At 72.3% G+C, this 16109-nt stretch carries 16 protein-coding genes; 7 read left to right on the forward strand and 9 right to left on the reverse strand.

Translation table 11 applies throughout. The annotated features are described in order from the left end of the window. Positions 1-338: helix-turn-helix domain-containing protein (locus TSO221_RS22090; RefSeq protein ID WP_199229574.1), on the reverse strand; the 338-nt coding region annotated here is incomplete at its 3' end. A 386-nt stretch (positions 339-724) separates the two neighbouring features. On the opposite strand from TSO221_RS22090, the gene TSO221_RS22095 reads away from it, so the two are divergent. After that, positions 725-2245, forward strand: coding sequence for a DegQ family serine endoprotease (locus TSO221_RS22095; protein ID WP_109120687.1), 1521 nt, complete (start codon positions 725-727; stop codon positions 2243-2245). 206 nt (positions 2246-2451) lie between these two features. Here the strand turns inward: TSO221_RS22095 and TSO221_RS22100 are convergent, their stop codons facing one another. After that, on the reverse strand, positions 2452-3630 hold the full coding sequence (locus tag TSO221_RS22100; RefSeq protein ID WP_109120688.1) for a pyridoxal phosphate-dependent aminotransferase: 1179 nt from the start codon (positions 3628-3630) through the stop codon (positions 2452-2454). Between the two features lie 174 nt (positions 3631-3804). On the opposite strand from TSO221_RS22100, the gene TSO221_RS22105 reads away from it, so the two are divergent. The 5 genes from TSO221_RS22105 to TSO221_RS22125 are packed head-to-tail and all read left to right on the forward strand — an operon-like array spanning position 3805 to position 9122. Next, positions 3805-5055 (forward strand): sarcosine oxidase subunit beta family protein, encoded by a 1251-nt coding sequence (locus TSO221_RS22105; protein WP_109120738.1) that lies wholly within the window; start codon positions 3805-3807, stop codon positions 5053-5055. 12 nt (positions 5056-5067) lie between these two features. Continuing rightward, positions 5068-5343 carry a sarcosine oxidase subunit delta gene (locus TSO221_RS22110; protein WP_109120689.1) on the forward strand — a complete coding sequence of 92 codons (276 nt, stop codon included), beginning with the start codon at positions 5068-5070 and terminating at the stop codon, positions 5341-5343. Continuing rightward, on the forward strand, positions 5340-8279 hold the full coding sequence (locus TSO221_RS22115) for a sarcosine oxidase subunit alpha family protein (protein ID WP_109120690.1): 2940 nt from the start codon (positions 5340-5342) through the stop codon (positions 8277-8279). Before TSO221_RS22110 ends, TSO221_RS22115 begins: the two co-directional genes overlap by 4 nt. Continuing rightward, positions 8272-8772, forward strand: a complete 501-nt coding sequence (locus tag TSO221_RS22120) for a sarcosine oxidase subunit gamma family protein (RefSeq protein WP_109120691.1) — start codon at positions 8272-8274, stop codon at positions 8770-8772. The genes TSO221_RS22115 and TSO221_RS22120 overlap by 8 nt, the downstream gene beginning before the upstream one ends. A gap of 41 nt (positions 8773-8813) precedes the next feature. Further along, a complete protein-coding gene (locus tag TSO221_RS22125) occupies positions 8814-9122 on the forward strand; it encodes a hypothetical protein (protein WP_199229575.1) in 309 nt (102 codons plus the stop codon). A 26-nt stretch (positions 9123-9148) separates the two neighbouring features. Here TSO221_RS22125 and TSO221_RS22130 read toward each other — a convergent pair whose 3' ends face one another. The 5 genes from TSO221_RS22130 to TSO221_RS22150 form a co-directional block, all read right to left on the reverse strand. Further along, positions 9149-9436: a DUF1488 family protein gene (locus TSO221_RS22130; RefSeq protein ID WP_109120692.1), complete on the reverse strand. Its 288-nt coding sequence runs from the start codon at positions 9434-9436 to the stop codon at positions 9149-9151. A gap of 12 nt (positions 9437-9448) precedes the next feature. After that, a complete protein-coding gene (nadC, locus tag TSO221_RS22135; protein WP_109120693.1) occupies positions 9449-10282 on the reverse strand; it encodes a carboxylating nicotinate-nucleotide diphosphorylase in 834 nt (277 codons plus the stop codon). After that, positions 10267-11877: an L-aspartate oxidase gene (locus tag TSO221_RS22140; RefSeq protein ID WP_109120694.1), complete on the reverse strand. Its 1611-nt coding sequence runs from the start codon at positions 11875-11877 to the stop codon at positions 10267-10269. Before TSO221_RS22140 ends, nadC begins: the two co-directional genes overlap by 16 nt. A gap of 10 nt (positions 11878-11887) precedes the next feature. Beyond that, positions 11888-12919 carry a quinolinate synthase NadA gene (gene nadA, locus TSO221_RS22145; protein WP_109120695.1) on the reverse strand — a complete coding sequence of 344 codons (1032 nt, stop codon included), beginning with the start codon at positions 12917-12919 and terminating at the stop codon, positions 11888-11890. Positions 12920-13197: 278 nt separating this feature from the next. Further along, positions 13198-14223: a hypothetical protein gene (locus TSO221_RS22150; protein ID WP_109120696.1), complete on the reverse strand. Its 1026-nt coding sequence runs from the start codon at positions 14221-14223 to the stop codon at positions 13198-13200. 68 nt (positions 14224-14291) lie between these two features. On the opposite strand from TSO221_RS22150, the gene TSO221_RS22155 reads away from it, so the two are divergent. After that, positions 14292-14552: a hypothetical protein gene (locus TSO221_RS22155; protein WP_109120697.1), complete on the forward strand. Its 261-nt coding sequence runs from the start codon at positions 14292-14294 to the stop codon at positions 14550-14552. Here TSO221_RS22155 and TSO221_RS22160 read toward each other — a convergent pair. Together TSO221_RS22160 and TSO221_RS22165 are read right to left on the reverse strand one after the other, a co-directional pair. Next, entirely contained in the window at positions 14549-14767 is a 219-nt protein-coding gene (locus tag TSO221_RS22160) for a hypothetical protein (protein WP_109120698.1), read from the reverse strand. The genes TSO221_RS22155 and TSO221_RS22160 overlap by 4 nt on opposite strands. A 90-nt stretch (positions 14768-14857) precedes the next feature. Beyond that, positions 14858-16096 (reverse strand): MFS transporter, encoded by a 1239-nt coding sequence (locus TSO221_RS22165; RefSeq protein WP_109120699.1) that lies wholly within the window; start codon positions 16094-16096, stop codon positions 14858-14860. Between the last annotated feature and the right edge of the window lie 13 nt (positions 16097-16109).

The following is a 16109-nucleotide window of genomic DNA, read 5'->3' on the forward strand; positions in this document are numbered from 1 at the left end:
GGCGGCGCCTCCGCGGCGGGAGCGGGGGCAGCGGCCGGGGCCGGGGCCGGAACTGCGGCCGGAGCCTCGGCGTCGGCGGGCGTGTCGGCCGCGGGGGCGTCAGCGGTCAGGGCGCCGCTCGCCTCGGCCTTGCGCACGATGTACGAGATGGCGCTGGGCGTGCATTCGAACTCCCGCGCGATCGCCGACAGCGTGGCCCCGGCGCGGTAGCGCTCCAGGATCTGCGGCCACGCCGACTGCGGGATGCGTCCGCGGCGCTTCGGGGAGTCCTGTTCGCCGCCTTCGGCGCCGGGTTCGGCGTTGATGTCGCTCGGCTGCCAGAGTGTATTCTGCGTCATTCCTGAGATGCTCGTACAGGTTCGCGCACAACCAAACGGGGCGCACACCAATTTGGTGGCTTCGTTCGGGCGTTCAGATTGATGGGCGATGATTGTCTGTGGAGATCAATATCGGCGTCCGATCTGGAAAATACCAGCATAACTTTGCGCGGCAAAGCCTTTTCGGCGCACTACGCCGGCCACCCGATCCGCCGGATCGCCTAGGCCCGCCGGGCGGCGGCGCGGTTTGAAAGGATAGCTCCGCCTTTTAAAAAGTACCGCAGGAGTGGTTTCCCTTTCAAACCGCCCCTCGTCTTGGAAACGCCGAGGCTCCGCCGCTGTTTTGCAAAGCGACGGCGGTGCCCGCGGTGGGCGCGCCGGTGCCGCTCCACGGACGGAGACGCCCCATGCTCGACCCCCTCGCCCCCGCCGTACGCCTGACGCGGCTCGCGGCGGCCACTGTCCTGGCCAGTGCGCTGGCGCTGCCGGCGGCGGCGCAGGACCCGGCGCAGCCCGCCGACGCGCCCATTGCGCGCTCGGCGCCCCAGATGGCGCCCATGACCTTCGCGCCGCTGGCCAAGACGCAGTTGCAGACGGTGGTGAACATCTCCACCTCCCAGCCGGCGCCCGGCGGCGGCGGGCAGCGCCTGCCCGACATGCCGAGCTTCCCGCCCGGTTCCCCGTTCAACGAGTTCTTCAAGGAATTCCGTGAGCGCCAGCAGCAACAGCAGCAGAAGCCGGCCACCGCGCTCGGCTCCGGCTTCATCATCGACGCGGCCGGATTCGTCGCCACCAACCACCACGTGGTGGCCGACGCGTCGGAGATCGCCGTGATCCTGCACGACGGCACGCGGCTGGCGGCGAAGCTGGTCGGCTCCGACCCGCTGACCGACCTCGCGGTGCTGAAGGTCGAGCCGAAGCAGCCGCTGGCGGCCACCCGCTGGGGCGACAGCGACAAGATGGAGGTCGGCGACTGGGTCGTCGCCATCGGCAACCCGTTCGGGCTGGGCGGCTCGGTCACCGCCGGCATCCTGTCGGCGCGCCAGCGTGACATCCACCAGGGGCCGTACGACGACTACATCCAGACCGACGCCGCCATCAACCGCGGCAACTCCGGCGGGCCGCTCTACAACCTCGCGGGCGAGGTCATCGGCATCAACACGGCGATCTACTCGCCGACCGGCGGCAGCGTCGGCATCGGCTTCGCCATCCCGTCGGCGCTGGCCCGGCCGCTGATCGAGCAGTTGAAGGAGCGCGGCGAGGTGCGGCGCGGCTGGCTCGGCGTGCAGATCCAGCAGATCAGCCAGGATCTCGCCGAGAGCCTGAACGTCTCCGAGCAGAAGGGCGCCCTGGTCACCAGCGTCACCCCCGGCGGCCCGGCCGAGAAGGCCGGCATCCGCCAAGGCGACCTGATCCTCACCTTCGCCGGCCGCGACATCGAGAAGATGCGCCAGCTTCCGCGCATCGTCGCTGCGACCGAGCCGGGCAAGCCGGTGGACGTCAAGCTGATGCGCGAGGGCAAGGAGCAGTTCATCAAGGTCACCATCGGCGAAATGGAGCCGGAGACGCAGATGGCCGCCGCCGGCTCCAGCGGGCCGACGCCGCCGCGCGGCTCGGTGAAGTCAGAGAAGGCGCTCGGCCTCACGCTGGCGCCGATGACGCCGGACCTGCGCGAGACCTTCGAGCTTGACGCCGACGCCGAGGGCGTGGTGGTCGCCGAGGTGTCGGAGAACAGCGCCGCCTCCGCCCGCGGCATCGAGGTCGGCGACGTCATCGTCGAGATCGGCCAGGAGCCGGTGAGGAAGCCCGAGGACGTGCTGTCCAAGATCAAGGCGGCGCGCGATCAGGGGCGAAGGACCGTGCTGATGCTGGTCAGCCGGCACGGCGACCTGCGCTACGTGCCGGTACCGATCGAAGGGCGGGGGTAGCGATTGGGAGCCCCTCTCCCCTCGCGGGAGAGGGGGAGCGCTGGGTGCCGACAACGCTTTTCACCACGAAGGCACGAAGACACGAAGGTGAGGAGCGTATGCCTGCCGCCTTCGTGTCTTCGTGCCTTCGTGGTGACCCGGTTCCCAAGGAGCCGGTGCTTTTCCCCTCTCCCCAACCCCTGGCCCGTCGAGGGAGAGGGGCTTTTTCAGTGTGCCGCCACCCTCTCGGCGAACCGCACGATCCGCCGGCCGCCTTCCGTCAGCACGGCGTCCGGCTGGGTCAGCGAGATGCGCAGGTGGCCGGCGGCGCTCGGGCCGAAGCCGTCGGCGGGCAGCACCGCCACGCCCTCCGCCTCCAGCAGGCCGAAGGCGAAGGCCTCGGAACTCATGCCGGTGCCGCGCACGTCGAGCAGCACGAACATGCCGCCCTCCGGCGGCGCGGTGCGGCAGTTCGGGGCGTCCTTCAGCAGGCCGCTCATCAGCGTGGCGCGGCGGGCGTAGTCGGCGCGCAGCGCCGCCACCTCCGGCGGGTCCGTCGTCAACGCCGCCAGCGCGCCGTCCTGGATGAACGGTGGGCCGCCGTACAGCATGCAGAGCAGCAGGTTGAACAGGTGCTTCGCCATCGGCTCCGGGCAGACGATCCAGCCGAAGCGCAGCCCCGGCGCGGCGTGCGACTTCGACAGGCTGGAGATCACGACGGTGCGTTCCGCCATGTCCGGCAGCGCCCACGGGCTGGTGTGCGCGCCGGTGAAGGCGAGATCGGCGTACACCTCGTCGGACAGCACCCACAGGTCGTGGCGGCGGGCGAGGGCGGCCACCGCCTCGACCTCGGCGCGGGTCATCACGGCGCCGGTCGGGTTGTGCGGGGTGTTGATCCACAGCACCCGCGTGGCCGGCGTGATCGCCGCCTCCAGCGCCGCGAGGTCGATGTGGAAGCCGACCTCCGGCCGCAGCGGCACGTTCACCAGCCTGGCGCCGGTGGCGCCGGCGACCGCCTCGTAGGTGGCGTACATCGGCTCCGGCACCACGATCTCGTCGCCCGGCCCGGCGAGGCATTGCAGCGCGCAGTACAGGCCGGCCTGGGCGCCGGGCACCAGCACCACGTTGTCGGCGGTGCAGGGCCGGCCGGTGCGGGCGGCGTGCTTGGCCGCCACCGCGGCGCGCACCTCGGGATAGCCGACGATGGGGGAATAGCCGGTGCGTCCGCGCCGCAGCGACTCCGCCGTGGCGTCGATCAGCACGGCCGGCGGCGGCTGGTCGGGGTCGCCGACCGTCAGCAGGATCAGCTCGCGGCCCTCGGCGCGCTGGCGCGTCGCTTCCCAATGGATGCGCCAGGCATCGGCGCCCTTGCCGGCGACGCGATCGACGAGCGGTGAGAAACGCACGATACACTCCCTGAGAACGATTTTCACAAGGCCATAGCGCCAATTCATCGCAGGGCGCAAGCCGGCGTTAGCGCATACGTCACCATACAGTTCTGTATTGAAGGGGGTGCCGCGGCTGCGCTACCGTTCGCGCGCACATCCGCGGGAGCCGCCATCGTGTCCGCCATCCTGTCCATGGACCGCTATTCGCTGTTCCGCCTGCTGCGCGAGGGGCTGGGCGGCCACACCGGCTGGAAACCGGCGTGGCGCACGCCGGACCCGAAGCCGGAGTACGACGTGGTGATCGTCGGCGGCGGCGGGCATGGACTCGCCGCCGCCTACTACCTCGCCAGGGAGCACGGGGTGGGGCGCGTCGCGGTGCTGGAGAAGGGCTGGCTCGGCGGCGGCAACACCGGGCGCAACACCCAGATCGTGCGCTCCAACTACCTCTACCCGGAGAGCGCGGCGTTCTACGAGCTGTCACTGAAGCTCTACGAGGGGCTGTCCAAGGACCTGAACTTCAACGTCATGCTCAGCCAGCGCGGCATCGTCACGCTGGCGCACAGCCGGCACGACCTGGACTCGGTGGCGCGCTGGGCCAACGCCATGATCGTCAACGGCATCGACGCCGAGGTCCTGACGCGCCAGCAGGTGCGCGACCTGATCCCGGCGATGAACTGGGGGCCGGACGCGCGCTACCCGGTGCTCGGCGGCTTCATCCAGCGGCGCGCCGGCATGGCCCGGCACGACGCGGTGGCCTGGGGCTACGCGCGGGCGGCGGACGCGCGCGGCGTCGACATCATCCAGAACTGCGAGGTGACCGGCTTCCTGCGCGACGGCGGGCGCGTCGTCGGCGTCGAGACCTCACGCGGCACCATCCGGGCCGGCAGGGTCGGGCTGGCGGTCGCCGGGCATTCCGGCGTGCTGGCGGCGATGGCCGGCTTCCGCCTGCCCATCGTCAGCTACGCCCTGCAGGCCATGGTGTCGGAGCCGATCAAGCCGGTGCTCGACACCGTCGTGCTGTCGCCCTCCACCGGCGTCTACGTCAGCCAGTCGCCGAAGGGGGAGGTGGTGGTCGGCGGTGCGCTCGACCTGTTCCCCAGCTACGCCCAGCGCGGCAGCTTCCGCACCACCGAGGACGTGATCGCCGGCTTCTGCGAGATGTTCCCGGGCCTGCGCCGGCTGCGCATGATGCGGCAGTGGGCGGGCATCACCGACGTGGTGCACGACTCCAGCCCGATCATCGGGCCGGCGCCGGTTGAGGGGCTGTACCTCAACTGCGGCTGGGGCACCGGCGGCTTCAAGGCGATCCCGGCGGGCGGCTTCACCTTCGCCCACCTGCTGGCGACCGGCACGCCGCACCCGCTCACCACCGGCTTCGGCCTGGACCGCTTCCACACCGGCCGCATGATCGACGAGGCCGCGGCGGCCGGCATCGCGCATTAGAGGAGCCCGTCCATGATGCAGATCCCCTGTCCCTGGTGCGGCCCGCGCGACGAGGCGGAGTTCCTCTGCGGCGGCCAGACCCACATCGCCCGCCCAAACCTCGAGTCCTCGGACCAGGAGTGGGGCCGCTACCTGTTCGAGCGCGACAACCCGAAGGGCCTGCACTTCGAGCGCTGGCTGCACCGCATGGGCTGCCAGCAATGGTTCAACCTCGCCCGCGACACCGTCACCCATGAGATCAAGGCGGTCTACAGGATGACGGACCCGAAGCCGGAGGTGACGGAATGACCCCCTTCCGCCGCTTGCCCGCGGGCGGCCGCATCGACCGCACCGACGAGCGCCACCTCAGCTTCAACGGCCGCGCCTACAAGGGCTTCGGCGGCGACACGCTGGCCTCGGCGCTGCTGGCCGGCGGCGCCACGGTGGTCGGCCGCAGCTTCAAGCTGCACCGCCCGCGCGCCGTCATGGCGGCCGGCGTCGAGGAGCCGAACGCCATCGTCACCGTCGGCCGCGGCGCCCACGAGGAGCCGAACCTCAAGGCGACTCTGGTCGAGGTCTACGACGGGCTGGAGGCGCGCAGCGTCAACGTCTGGCCCTCGGCCGAGTTCGACCTGACCGGCGTCGCCGGCCGCCTGTTCGGCCGCTTCCTGCCCGGCGGCTTCTACTACAAGACCTTCCTGTGGCCGCGCTGGCAGACCTGGGAGCCCTTCGTCCGCCGCGCCGCCGGCCTGGGCGAGGCTCCCGCCCAACCCGATCCCGAGACCTACGAGCCGTTCCACGCGCATTGCGACGTGCTGGTGGTCGGCGGCGGCCCGGCGGGGCTGGGCGCCGCGCTGGCCGCCGGGCGCGCCGGGGCACGGGTGATCCTCGCCGAGATGGACCCTGCGTTCGGCGGCGCGCTGCTGGGCGAGGACGCGGAGATCGACGGACAGGACGCGGCGTCCTGGGTGGCGTGGGCGCTGGCCGAGCTGGCGTCCATGCCGGACGTGACGCTGCTGCCGCGCACCACGGTGTTCGGCGCCTACGACCACGGCTTCTTCGCGGCGGCGGAGCGGCTGCAGGACCATCTGCCGCCGCGCGTCCGGCGCGGGCCGCGGCAGCGGCTGTGGAAGATCCGCGCCCGCCAGGCCGTCTACGCCCAGGGCGCCATCGAGCGGCCGGTGGCCTTCGCCGACAACGACCGGCCCGGCGTCATGCTGGCCGGCGCGGTGCGGACCTACGCCAACCGCTTCGCGGTGGCGCCGGCCGGCCGCGTGGTGGTGTTCACCGCCACCGACGCCGGCTACGCCACCGCGCTGGATCTGGCGAGGCACGGCTGCACGGTCGCCGCCATCATCGACTCCCGCCCGCAGGCCGACGGACCGCTGGTGCGGCAGGCGCACCGGCAGGGGCTGCGCGTCCACGCCGGGGCGCTGGTCGGCGCCACCCAGGGGCGCGGCTGGGTCGGGTCGGTGGACATCGTGCCGGCCTCGGGGCACGGGTACGCCGAGCGGCTGCCCTGCGACCTGCTCGCGGTGTCCGGCGGCTGGACCCCCACCGTGCACCTGTGGGCGCAGTCCGGCGGCAAGCTCGACTGGAGCGACGAGGCCGTCGCCTTCCTGCCCGGCGCCGGGCCGGCGCACCTGCACCCGGCGGGCGGGGCGACCACCGCCGCGGCGCTGGCCTCCGGCTTCGCCGCCGGTATCCGGGCGGCGCGGGCGGCCGGGCTGAACGGCGCGGTGGGCGAGGCGCCGCAGGCCGTCTCCGTCGAGCACGGCCGCCCGGCGGCGCTCTGGCAGGTGCCGGGGCCGGGCAAGGCGTGGGTGGACTTCCAGAACGACGTGACGACCGCCGACATCGCGCTGGCCGCCCGCGAGAACTACCGCTCGGTCGAGCATTTGAAACGCTACACCACGCTCGGCATGGCGGTGGACCAGGGCAAGACCTCCAACGTGGTCGCCCTGGCGCTGATGGGGCGGGAGACCGGCCGCGCGCCGGCCGAGGTCGGCACCACCCGCTACCGCCCGCCCTTCGATCCGGTCAGCTTTGGAACCATCGCCGGCCTGAACCGCGGCGCGCTGTACCGCCCGCGCCTGCGCCTGCCGGCCGAGGCGGTGCACGTCGGCCTGAAGGCCCATTTCGCCGACTTCGGCCCCTGGTGGCGCCCCGAGTTCTACCCCCGCGAGGGCGAGAGCGAGGAGGCGGCCATCCGCCGCGAGGTGCTGGCGACCCGCGAGGCGGTGTCGGTGCTCGACGCCTCGCCGCTCGGCAAGATCGAGGTGAGCGGGCGCGACGCCGGGCTGTTCCTCGACCGCATGTACGTGCAGACCGTCTCGACCATCCCGGTGGGCAGGACGCGCTACGTGGTGATGGTCAGCGAGCACGGCGTGGTCGCCGACGACGGGGTGATCACCCGCCTCGCCGGGGACCGCTTCCTGGTCGGCACCACCAGCGGCAACGCCGCCCGCGTGCCGCTGATCTTCGAGGAATGGCTGCAGTGCGAGTGGCCGGACCTGGACGTCTGGGTGGTGCCGGTGACCGAGCAATGGGCGGTGATGACGCTGGCCGGCCCGAAGGCCCGCGACGTGCTGCGGGCGCTGGGCACCGACATCGACCTGGCGCCGGACGCCTTTCCGCACCTCGCCTACCGCGAGGGCACGGTGGCCGGTCTCACGGCCCGCGTCGCGCGGGTCAGCTTCACCGGCGAGCTGAGCTACGAGGTCTCCGTGCACGCCCGCCACGCCGAGGTGTTCCTGCGGCGCATCCTGGAGGCGGGCGCGCCGCACGGCATCACGCCGCTCGGCGTGGAATCGCTGCTGGTGCTGCGGCTGGAGAAGGGGTTTATCCATGTCGGCGTCGATACGGATGGCACCACGCTGCCGGACGACATCGGCATGGCCAGGGGGGTGGCGAAGAAGGCCAGCGACTTCGCCGGCCGGCGCTCGCTGACCCGGCCGGCGGGCGTGGACCCGAACCGCCTGCAACTGGTCGGGCTGCTGAGCGCCGATACCCACACGCTGCTGCCGGCCGGCGCCCAAGTGCTGGGGGCGAGCGGCAGCGACGGGCATGTGACCTCCAGCGTGCTCAGCCCGACGCTCGGCCACCCGGTGGCGCTGGGCATGGTGCGGGCCGGGCGCGCGCGGCTGGGCGAGAACGTCGACGTGCTGTCCGGCGGCACGCGCATCCGCGCCAAGCTGGTGCCGCCCGCCTTCTACGACCCGAAGGGGGAGCGCCTCCATGGCTGACACCGTGCACCTCATGCCCCCCGCCGGCCGCATCGCGCTGCGCGGCCGTCCGGACGACCGGGCGTTCGCCGATGCGGTGGCCGCGGTGCTGGGCGCGGCACCGCCGGAACCGAACGTCGCGGTGCTCGGCGCCGTCAGCCTGTACTGGCTGCAGCCGACCTTCTGGCTGGTGGAATGCGCCCTTGACGAGGCCGAGGCGCTGACCGGACGCTTGCGCGACACGGTCGGCGAGCATGGCACGGCGGTGGACGTCAGCGACACGCGCGTCACCTACGCGTTGCGCGGGCCGGATGCGGTAACGCTGCTCAACAGGGGCTGCTCGCTCGACCTGCACCCGCGGGTATTCCCGGTGGGACGCTCGGCGCTGTGCGCCTTCGCGCAGCTGCACGCGCTGCTGGTGAAGACCAGCGACGCGCCGGTGTTCCAGCTGACCATCCAGCGCGCGGCGCAGCGGCATTTCGAGGAGTGGTTGGCGGCTGCGCAAGAGGGGTGAAGATTGTGGTGAGACGAGGCTTACGGAGCGAAGAGCGCGACTTGATCGCCGCATTGATCCGTGGGAAGCAGGGGTACGACAAGCTCATTGACGACCTTGCGAATTGCGTGGTCGAAGAGATGAATGACGGGGGAATGGGAAGTTTGAGCTTCGTCAATGAAACCACTCCCCACCTCCGGTTCGGCCAGGAAATTGGGGAAGCGGATTTCGACGACGCTGACGGTGTACTTGTCAGTGTCACCCTAAATCTGGATCAGAATGGAGACCTGTTCGAGCTTGATGTCTGGAAGGTAGACAATTCTCCATTGAAGCGATTCCCGCCACTGACGGAGATCCGTCTCCGGCGGTAGGTTGAAGCGAGGCGCAGCTTACAGGACTATTTTGGAATAGCCCTTCTCACGTCCCGCGCCGTCAGGTGGATGTTCGCGTCCGGATCCAGCGCGCGGTCCATGATGCGTGTCTCCACCGCCTTCTCGAACACCGGGCGGTTGGCGTGGAAGAAGGCGTCGGCCTCCTCGGGCGTCGGGCGGCGCTCCATCAGCGATGTGAAGACGGCGCGCGGGACGAACACCGTGCCCTCGTACTCGCCGACCGTCACGGTGAAGGTCAGCGTCGCGGTGGCGTCATCCCACTGCGCCTCGTCGGGGAAGCTGAAGAGCGGCATCCCCGCAGCCTGTCACATGTCCAGGCCGACGTCCAGGTTGGGCGCCGAGTGGGTGATCCACCCGACCGAGATCATGTCCACCCCGGCCTCGGCGATCGGCCGCGCGGTCTGCAGCGTCACGTTGCCCGACGCCTCGGTGATCATGCGGCCCGCCACCATGTCCACCGCGCGCCTGAGCGTCGCCGGGTCCATGTTGTCGAGCAGCACGGCGTCGGCCTTTAGCGACAGCAGCTCGTCCAACTGCGCCAGCGTGTCGACCTCCACCTCGATCTTCACCATGTGGCCGACGGCGGCGCGGGCGCGCTCGACGGCGGGCCGGATGCCGCCGGCGATGGCGATGTGGTTGTCCTTGATGAGGATCGCGTCGTCGAGCCCGAAGCGGTGATTCGCCCCGCCGCCCAGCCGCACCGCCTGCTTCTCCAGCGCGCGCAGGCCCGGCGTGGTCTTGCGGGTGCAGACGATGCGGGCGTCCGTGCCCTCCACCGCCTGGACCAGCGCCCGCGTCGCCGTGGCGATGCCCGACAGCCGGCCGAGCAGGTTGAGCGCCGTGCGCTCGCCGGTCAGCAGCGCGCGGGCCCTGCCGCGCACCGTGGCGATGGCGCCGCCGGTCCGCACGTCGCCGCCGTCCCGCACCTCGACGCCGATCTCCACGTCCGGGTCGAGGATGCGGAAGGCGGTCAGCCCGGCCTCCAGCCCGGCGACGCGGCCGTCCTTGCGGGCGGCGATCACCGCGGTGGCGACGGCGTCGGCCGGCACGATGGCGTCCGTCGTCAGGTCGCCGGCGCGGCCGAGGTCCTCCAGCAGCGCGCTGCGGACGATCGGCTCGAAGATCAGAGGGTTCGGCATGCGGTGTCTCCGGCGGGCACGGCCCGGTCGAGGTCGGCGAGGGTGAAGGCTGTGCGCTCGGGTCGCGCGGCCTCGCGCGGGAAGTCGAGGCGGCAGTGGGCGCCGCGGCTCTCCTTGCGGCGCAGCGCGGCGTGCAGCACGAGGCGCCCGACCTGCAGCAGGTTGCGCGCCTCGCCCCAGCGGCGTACGGCGCCGGCACCCGCGCGGGGGTGCGGCGGCAGCGAGGCGAGGTCGGAGTCCAGCCGCTCCAGCCGCAGGGCGGCGGCGGTCAGGCCGTCGGCGTGGCGCACCAGCCCGGCGCCGGTGTAGAGCGCCCGGCGCGTGGCGCCGACGATCTTTTCCACGAGGGGGGCTGTAGTGTCGCCGGGCACGGCGGGCGGCTCGGGCAGGGCGAAGGGCAGGGAGGGCGGCGTTGCCCGCTCCGCCACGTCGCGCGCCACGCGGGCGCCGAACACCAGCGTCTCCAGCAACGAGTTGCTGGCCAGCCGGTTGGCGCCGTGCACGCCGGTGCAGGCGACCTCGCCGCAGGCCCACAGGCCCTGCACGCTGGTGCGCCCGTGCGCGTCCGTCCACACCCCGCCCATGTGGTAGTGCGCGGCGGGCGCCACCGGCACCGGCTGCGTCCACGGGTCGAATCCCGCCTGGGCGCAGAACCCCAGCACGGTCGGGAAGCCGTCCGGCTTGGCCGTCAGCGCCGGGCGCAGGTCGAGGAACACCGGCTGCCCCGCGGCAACGCGGCGGCCGATGGCGCGGGCGACCACGTCGCGCGGCGCCAGCTCGGCCAGCGGATGCTCGTCCGGCATGAAGCGCCGGCCATCCTGGTCGAGCAGCAGGGCGCCGGCGCCGCGCAGCGCTTCGGTCAGCAGCGGTGCCGGAGCGTCGCCGTCGGTCGCCAGCGCCGTTGGGTGGAACTGCACGAACTCCACGTCCGACAGCCACGCCCCGGCGCGGGCGGCGAGCGCCAGGCCGTCGCCGGTCGCCTCCACCGGGTTGGTGGTGCGGGCGAAGGCCTGCCCGATGCCGCCGGTGGCCAGCACCACGCGCGGGCAGCGGTGCAGCACCCAGCCCTCCGGATGGTGGGCCAGCGCGCCGCACACCCGGCCGTGCCGCACCACGAGGTCGGTGACGAACGCCTCCGTCTGCACGGTGATGGAGGGCGCAGCGCGCACCCGCTCGGCCAGCGCGGTGACCAGCGTGCGGCCGGTGGCGTCGCCGCCGGCGTGGACGATGCGGGCGGCGCTGTGCGCGGCCTCGCGGCCGAACAGCGGGCGCCCGGCGGCGTCGCGGTCGAAGGGCAGGCCGTCGGCCAGCAGCTCGGCGACGCGGGCGGCGCCCTCCTCGGCCAGAAGCCCGGCCATGGCGGCGTCCACCAGCCCGGCGCCGGCGGCGACGGTGTCGGCGGCGTGGCTGCCCGGGCTGTCGCCCGGCGCCAGCGCCGCGGCGACGCCGCCCTGGGCGTGGGCACTGGAGCCGCCCGGCAGGTCGTCGGTCTTGGTCAGCAGGGTGACGGGGTACGGCGCCAGTCTCAGCGCCACCGTCATCCCCGCCAGCCCCGAGCCGATGACCAGCACGTCGGAATCGCGCACGGTCAGCATGATGGGATCCTCACGCACGGGGTTTCGGCTGCACGGCGAGCATGCGCTCGACCGAGCGGCGGGCGCGCTCGGCCAGCTCGGACGGGATCTCGACGCGCGGCTCCAGCGTCTGCAGGGACTCCAGGATGTTGGACAGGGTGATCCGCTTCATGTGCGGGCACAGGTTGCAGGGCCGCACGAACTCGACGTCGGGCAGGGAGGCGGCGATGTTGTCGCTCATCGAGCATTCGGTGACCATCAGCACCCGCGGCGGCCGGCGCTTCTCGACCATCTGGATCATGTGCGCGGTGGAGCCGACGAAGTCCGCGGCCTCCAGCACGTCCGGCGGGCACTCCGGGTGGGCGATGACGACGAGGTCGTCGAAGCGGCCGCGGAACTCGCGGATCTCGTCGCCGGTGAAGCGCTCGTGCACCTCGCAATGGCCCTTCCAGGCAATGACCTCGACGCTGGTCTGCGAGGCGACGTGCTTGGCCAGATACTCGTCGGGCAGCATGATGACGCGCGGCACGCCCAGCGACTCCACCACCTCCACCGCGTTGCCGGAGGTGCAGCAGATGTCCACCTCCGCCTTCACCTCGGCCGAGGTGTTGACGTAGGCGACGACCGGCACGCCCGGGTACGTCTGGCGCAGCAGCCGCACGTCTTCGGCGGTGATGGACTCGGCCAGCGAGCAGCCGGCGGCGGTGTCCGGGATCAGCACGATCTTGCCCGGGTTCATCAGCTTCGCCGTCTCGGCCATGAAATGGACACCGGCCAGCACGATCACCTTGGCGTCGGTCTTCTCGGCCTGCTTGGCGAGCGCGAGGCTGTCGCCGACGATGTCAGCCACGCCGTGGAAGATCTCCGGCGTCTGGTAGTTGTGCGCCAGGACGACGGCGTCACGCTCCTTCTTCAACTGGTTGATGGCGTGCACCAGTGGGGCGTGGAACGGCCACTCGACGGCGGGCATGACGCGTTTCAGCCGCTCGTAGACCGGCGCGGTCGCCGCCGCGATCTCGGGCGTGTACTCCAGGCGCAGGGCGGTGGGCGTGATCGCGTCCATGGCTTATGCTCTCTATGAGATGAAGCTATAATTCTCATAATGAGTATAATACGGGGTGGAGTCAAGCATGGTCCCTCCCCCAGCGGGGCTGGGGGAGGTTAGGTGGGGGCAGCGGCGTTAGTGGCAGGCGTTGATTCCTGGAAGCGGCGTCGCCCCCACCCAACCACCGGTCGCCCGCAAGTCGGGCGACCGCGCTCCGCCTACGATCGCCTTCGGCGCTCGTTGCCTGCGGCACCGGCTCTGCGCCCCCGCCGGAGGCAGGGGAGGGCTCGCGCTCCTCACCCCTCCGGGATCGCCCGGGCGCTGGTGCGTTCGTGGATGGCTTGGCGGCGGAAGCGGAACAGCTCGGCGGGGCGGCCGCCGGTCTGGCTTTCGAAGGCGCCGGTCGGTTCGACGAAGCCGCCGGAGATCATCAGCCGGCGGAAATTCTGCTTGTGCAGCCGCGTGCCCGACAGCGCCTCGACCACCAGCTGAAGCTGGTTCAGCGTGAAGGTCGGCGGCAGCAGCTCGAAGACGATGGGGCGGTACTTCAGCTTGCCGCGCAGCCGCTCCAGGGCGGTGGCCAGGATGCGCCGGCCGTCGCGCGCCATCGGCCGGCCGAGCGCCCGGGGCATGTCGCGCCGCACCTCCGTGTTAATGTCGGGCGGGTCGATGCCGGCGAGCCGTTCCAGCTCGCGGTCGCGGAACGCCTCGACCACCAGCCCGGCCTCGTGGAGCAGCTCGTAGCGTTCCAGCACGCGCTCGGAATCCCACCCCTCGCCGTCCAGCGCGAAGGCGAGTTGGGCGCGTTCCTGCCGGCGGTCGCGCTCGGCCTCGCCGGTGGCGGCCTGCACCCAGCGCCGCAGCGCCGGCAGGACGATGGCGTCGAGCAGCGCCGGGCGCTCGTCGCGCCAGTCCTCCCAGGGGAAGTAGTCGTAGAGGTCGCGCCACTCCGCCGCTTCGGCCTCGCCGCCGGTCGGCGCGTCGCGCACCAGCGCCAGATAGCCGACGGTGACCGAGCGCGGGCCGCCGAACAGCTCGTGCGGGTCGCGGTGGCGGTCGCCGAAGGTGTAGAGCTGCTCGACGTAGCGCAGCGACAGCCCGGACAACTCCTCGGCCACGGCGCGCAGGCCTTCCTGGAGGGTGCGGAAGCGCTCCGGGGCGAAGGCGGCGCCGGGCAGGGCGTCGCGCGGCGGCGGCAGCATGTCGCCGCGGCGGAAGGCGGGGGGCACCTCGAAGGCGCTGCGCACGGTGACCACGCGCGGCGTCGATCCGGCCACCGCCACGATCACCGCCGTCACACCCAGCTGGCTTCCCCCGGTCACGCGCCGCCCCGTCCCGTTGCACCGTCCGGAGAATAGACGGGCCAGCCGGCGAGGGCTAGACTTGGCCCATGACCCCGAAGGAACGCAGCGCCCTCTTTTTCCTCGCCAAGCATCTCGCCGCCGGCGTGACGGCGGGGCTGGTGTTCTGCGCCGCCATGCTGGGGTTCGACGTGGGCAGCCTGCGCACGCTGCTCGTCGCGGCGGACTCCGTGGGGATCGGGCTGTACCTGTTCATCGGCTCGATCTGCATCACCTTCGGCAGCGTCGCCATGGGCGTCGGCATCATGGGCCTGGGCGACCACCGCGACCATCCCGACCGCGACTACTAGTCCCCGCCCGCCGCCGTGCCGCACACCGTGAGCAGCGCCGTGCCGGCGGCGACGACGGTCAGCGGGTCGGTGTCGATCAGTGGCAGCACCTGTCCGGCCAGCCCGAGGTCCACGGTGCCGACCACGAAGGCGACGGCGAGGCGCGGCTGTCCCACGGCCGCGCAGGAAACGGCCAGCCACGCCATGCCAAGGCAGATGAGTGTCGCGGCGGTCATGCCTATGACATTAATCGACAAGCGCGGAAGGCGAGGGAGCGCAAACGGCCGGAGGCGGATCTCCGGTGGTGCCACCCCCCGCGCAGTTGCTCAGCGGATGGAGAGCAGCCGGTCGATGCGCCGCAGGTCCGGGAAGCGCCACGCCCACAGCACCGCCACCACGATGGAGCCGACGCCGCCCAGCACCACCGCCGGCACCACGCCGAACCACGCGGCGGTGACGCCGGACTCGAAGGCGCCGAGCTGGTTGGAGGCGCCGATGAACAGCCCCGACACCGCGCCGACCCGCCCGCGCATCTGGTCGGGCGTGGCGAGCTGGATGAGCGTCTGCCGGACGAACACGCTGACCTCGTCCGCCGCGCCCAGCAGGAACAGCGCCACGCCGGACAGCGCGGCGTCGGTGGACAGGCCGAACAGCACCGTTCCCGCGCCGAAGGCGGCGACCGCGCCCAGCAGGTGCCAGCCGGCGTGCCGCTTCACCGACCAGCGCGCCAGCGCCACCGCGGTCAGCAGCGCGCCCAGTGCCGGGGCGCTGCGCAGCAGGCCGAGGCCCCACGGGCCGACGAACAGGATGTCCTTGGCGTAGACCGGCAGCAGCGCCACGGCCCCGCCCAGCATCACCGCCACCATGTCCAGCGAGATGGCGCCGAGGATCGCCGGCCGGCTGCCGATGAAGCGGACCCCGGCGAGCAGCGAGCCCCAGGACACCCCGCGCGCCGACAGCTCCACCGCCCGCGGCCGCAGCGCCGCCACCAGCACGACGGCGACCGACAGCAGCAGCGTTCCGACGCCATACACCACCGCCGGCCCGGCGAGGTACAGCATCCCGCCCAGCGCCGGCCCGCCGATGGTCGCCGTCTGCATGGCGGTGGAGTTCCAGGCGATGGCGTTCGGCAGATCCTCGGCCGGCACGACGGCGGAGATCAGCGCGCTCTGCGCCGGCCCGGCGAACGCCTTGGCCAGCCCGATGGCGAACACCACCGCGAAGATCAGCCCCGGCGTCGCCGCGCCGGCGGCCGTCAGCGCGAACAGCGCGCCCACGGCGGCGGTCTGCAGCGCCAGGGCGCCGGCCAGGATGCGGCGGCGGTCGAAGCTGTCCACCACCTGCCCGGCGACCAGCGACAGCGCCAACGTCGGCAGGAACTGGAACAGCCCGACCAGGCCGAGGTCGAGCGGGTCGCCGGTCAGCTCGTACATCTGCCAGCCGACGGCGACCGCCTGCATCTGCTCGGCCAGCCAGGAGCCGAGCCGGGCGGACCAGAACAGCGCGTACGACCGGTGCCGGAACGCGGAGCGGAAGGCGGGGGCTTTGATGGAGGATTCGGTCATGGCACTGCGCGAA

Source organism: Azospirillum sp. TSO22-1 (assembly GCF_003116015.1).
In the GTDB taxonomy this organism is placed as follows: domain Bacteria; phylum Pseudomonadota; class Alphaproteobacteria; order Azospirillales; family Azospirillaceae; genus Azospirillum.

Coding starts and splice junctions, on each gene's coding strand:
- TSO221_RS22095 (WP_109120687.1), top strand. CDS start 725: ATGCTCGACCCCCTCGCCCCCGCCGTACGCCTGACGCGGCTCGCGGCG.
- TSO221_RS22105 (WP_109120738.1), top strand. CDS start 3,805: ATGGACCGCTATTCGCTGTTCCGCCTGCTGCGCGAGGGGCTGGGCGGC.
- TSO221_RS22110 (WP_109120689.1), top strand. CDS start 5,068: ATGATGCAGATCCCCTGTCCCTGGTGCGGCCCGCGCGACGAGGCGGAG.
- TSO221_RS22115 (WP_109120690.1), top strand. CDS start 5,340: ATGACCCCCTTCCGCCGCTTGCCCGCGGGCGGCCGCATCGACCGCACC.
- TSO221_RS22120 (WP_109120691.1), top strand. CDS start 8,272: ATGGCTGACACCGTGCACCTCATGCCCCCCGCCGGCCGCATCGCGCTG.
- TSO221_RS22130 (WP_109120692.1), bottom strand. CDS start 9,436: ATGCCGCTCTTCAGCTTCCCCGACGAGGCGCAGTGGGATGACGCCACC.
- nadC (WP_109120693.1), bottom strand. CDS start 10,282: ATGCCGAACCCTCTGATCTTCGAGCCGATCGTCCGCAGCGCGCTGCTG.
- TSO221_RS22140 (WP_109120694.1), bottom strand. CDS start 11,877: ATGCTGACCGTGCGCGATTCCGACGTGCTGGTCATCGGCTCGGGGCTG.
- nadA (WP_109120695.1), bottom strand. CDS start 12,919: ATGGACGCGATCACGCCCACCGCCCTGCGCCTGGAGTACACGCCCGAG.
- TSO221_RS22155 (WP_109120697.1), top strand. CDS start 14,292: ATGACCCCGAAGGAACGCAGCGCCCTCTTTTTCCTCGCCAAGCATCTC.
- TSO221_RS22160 (WP_109120698.1), bottom strand. CDS start 14,767: ATGACCGCCGCGACACTCATCTGCCTTGGCATGGCGTGGCTGGCCGTT.
- TSO221_RS22165 (WP_109120699.1), bottom strand. CDS start 16,096: ATGACCGAATCCTCCATCAAAGCCCCCGCCTTCCGCTCCGCGTTCCGG.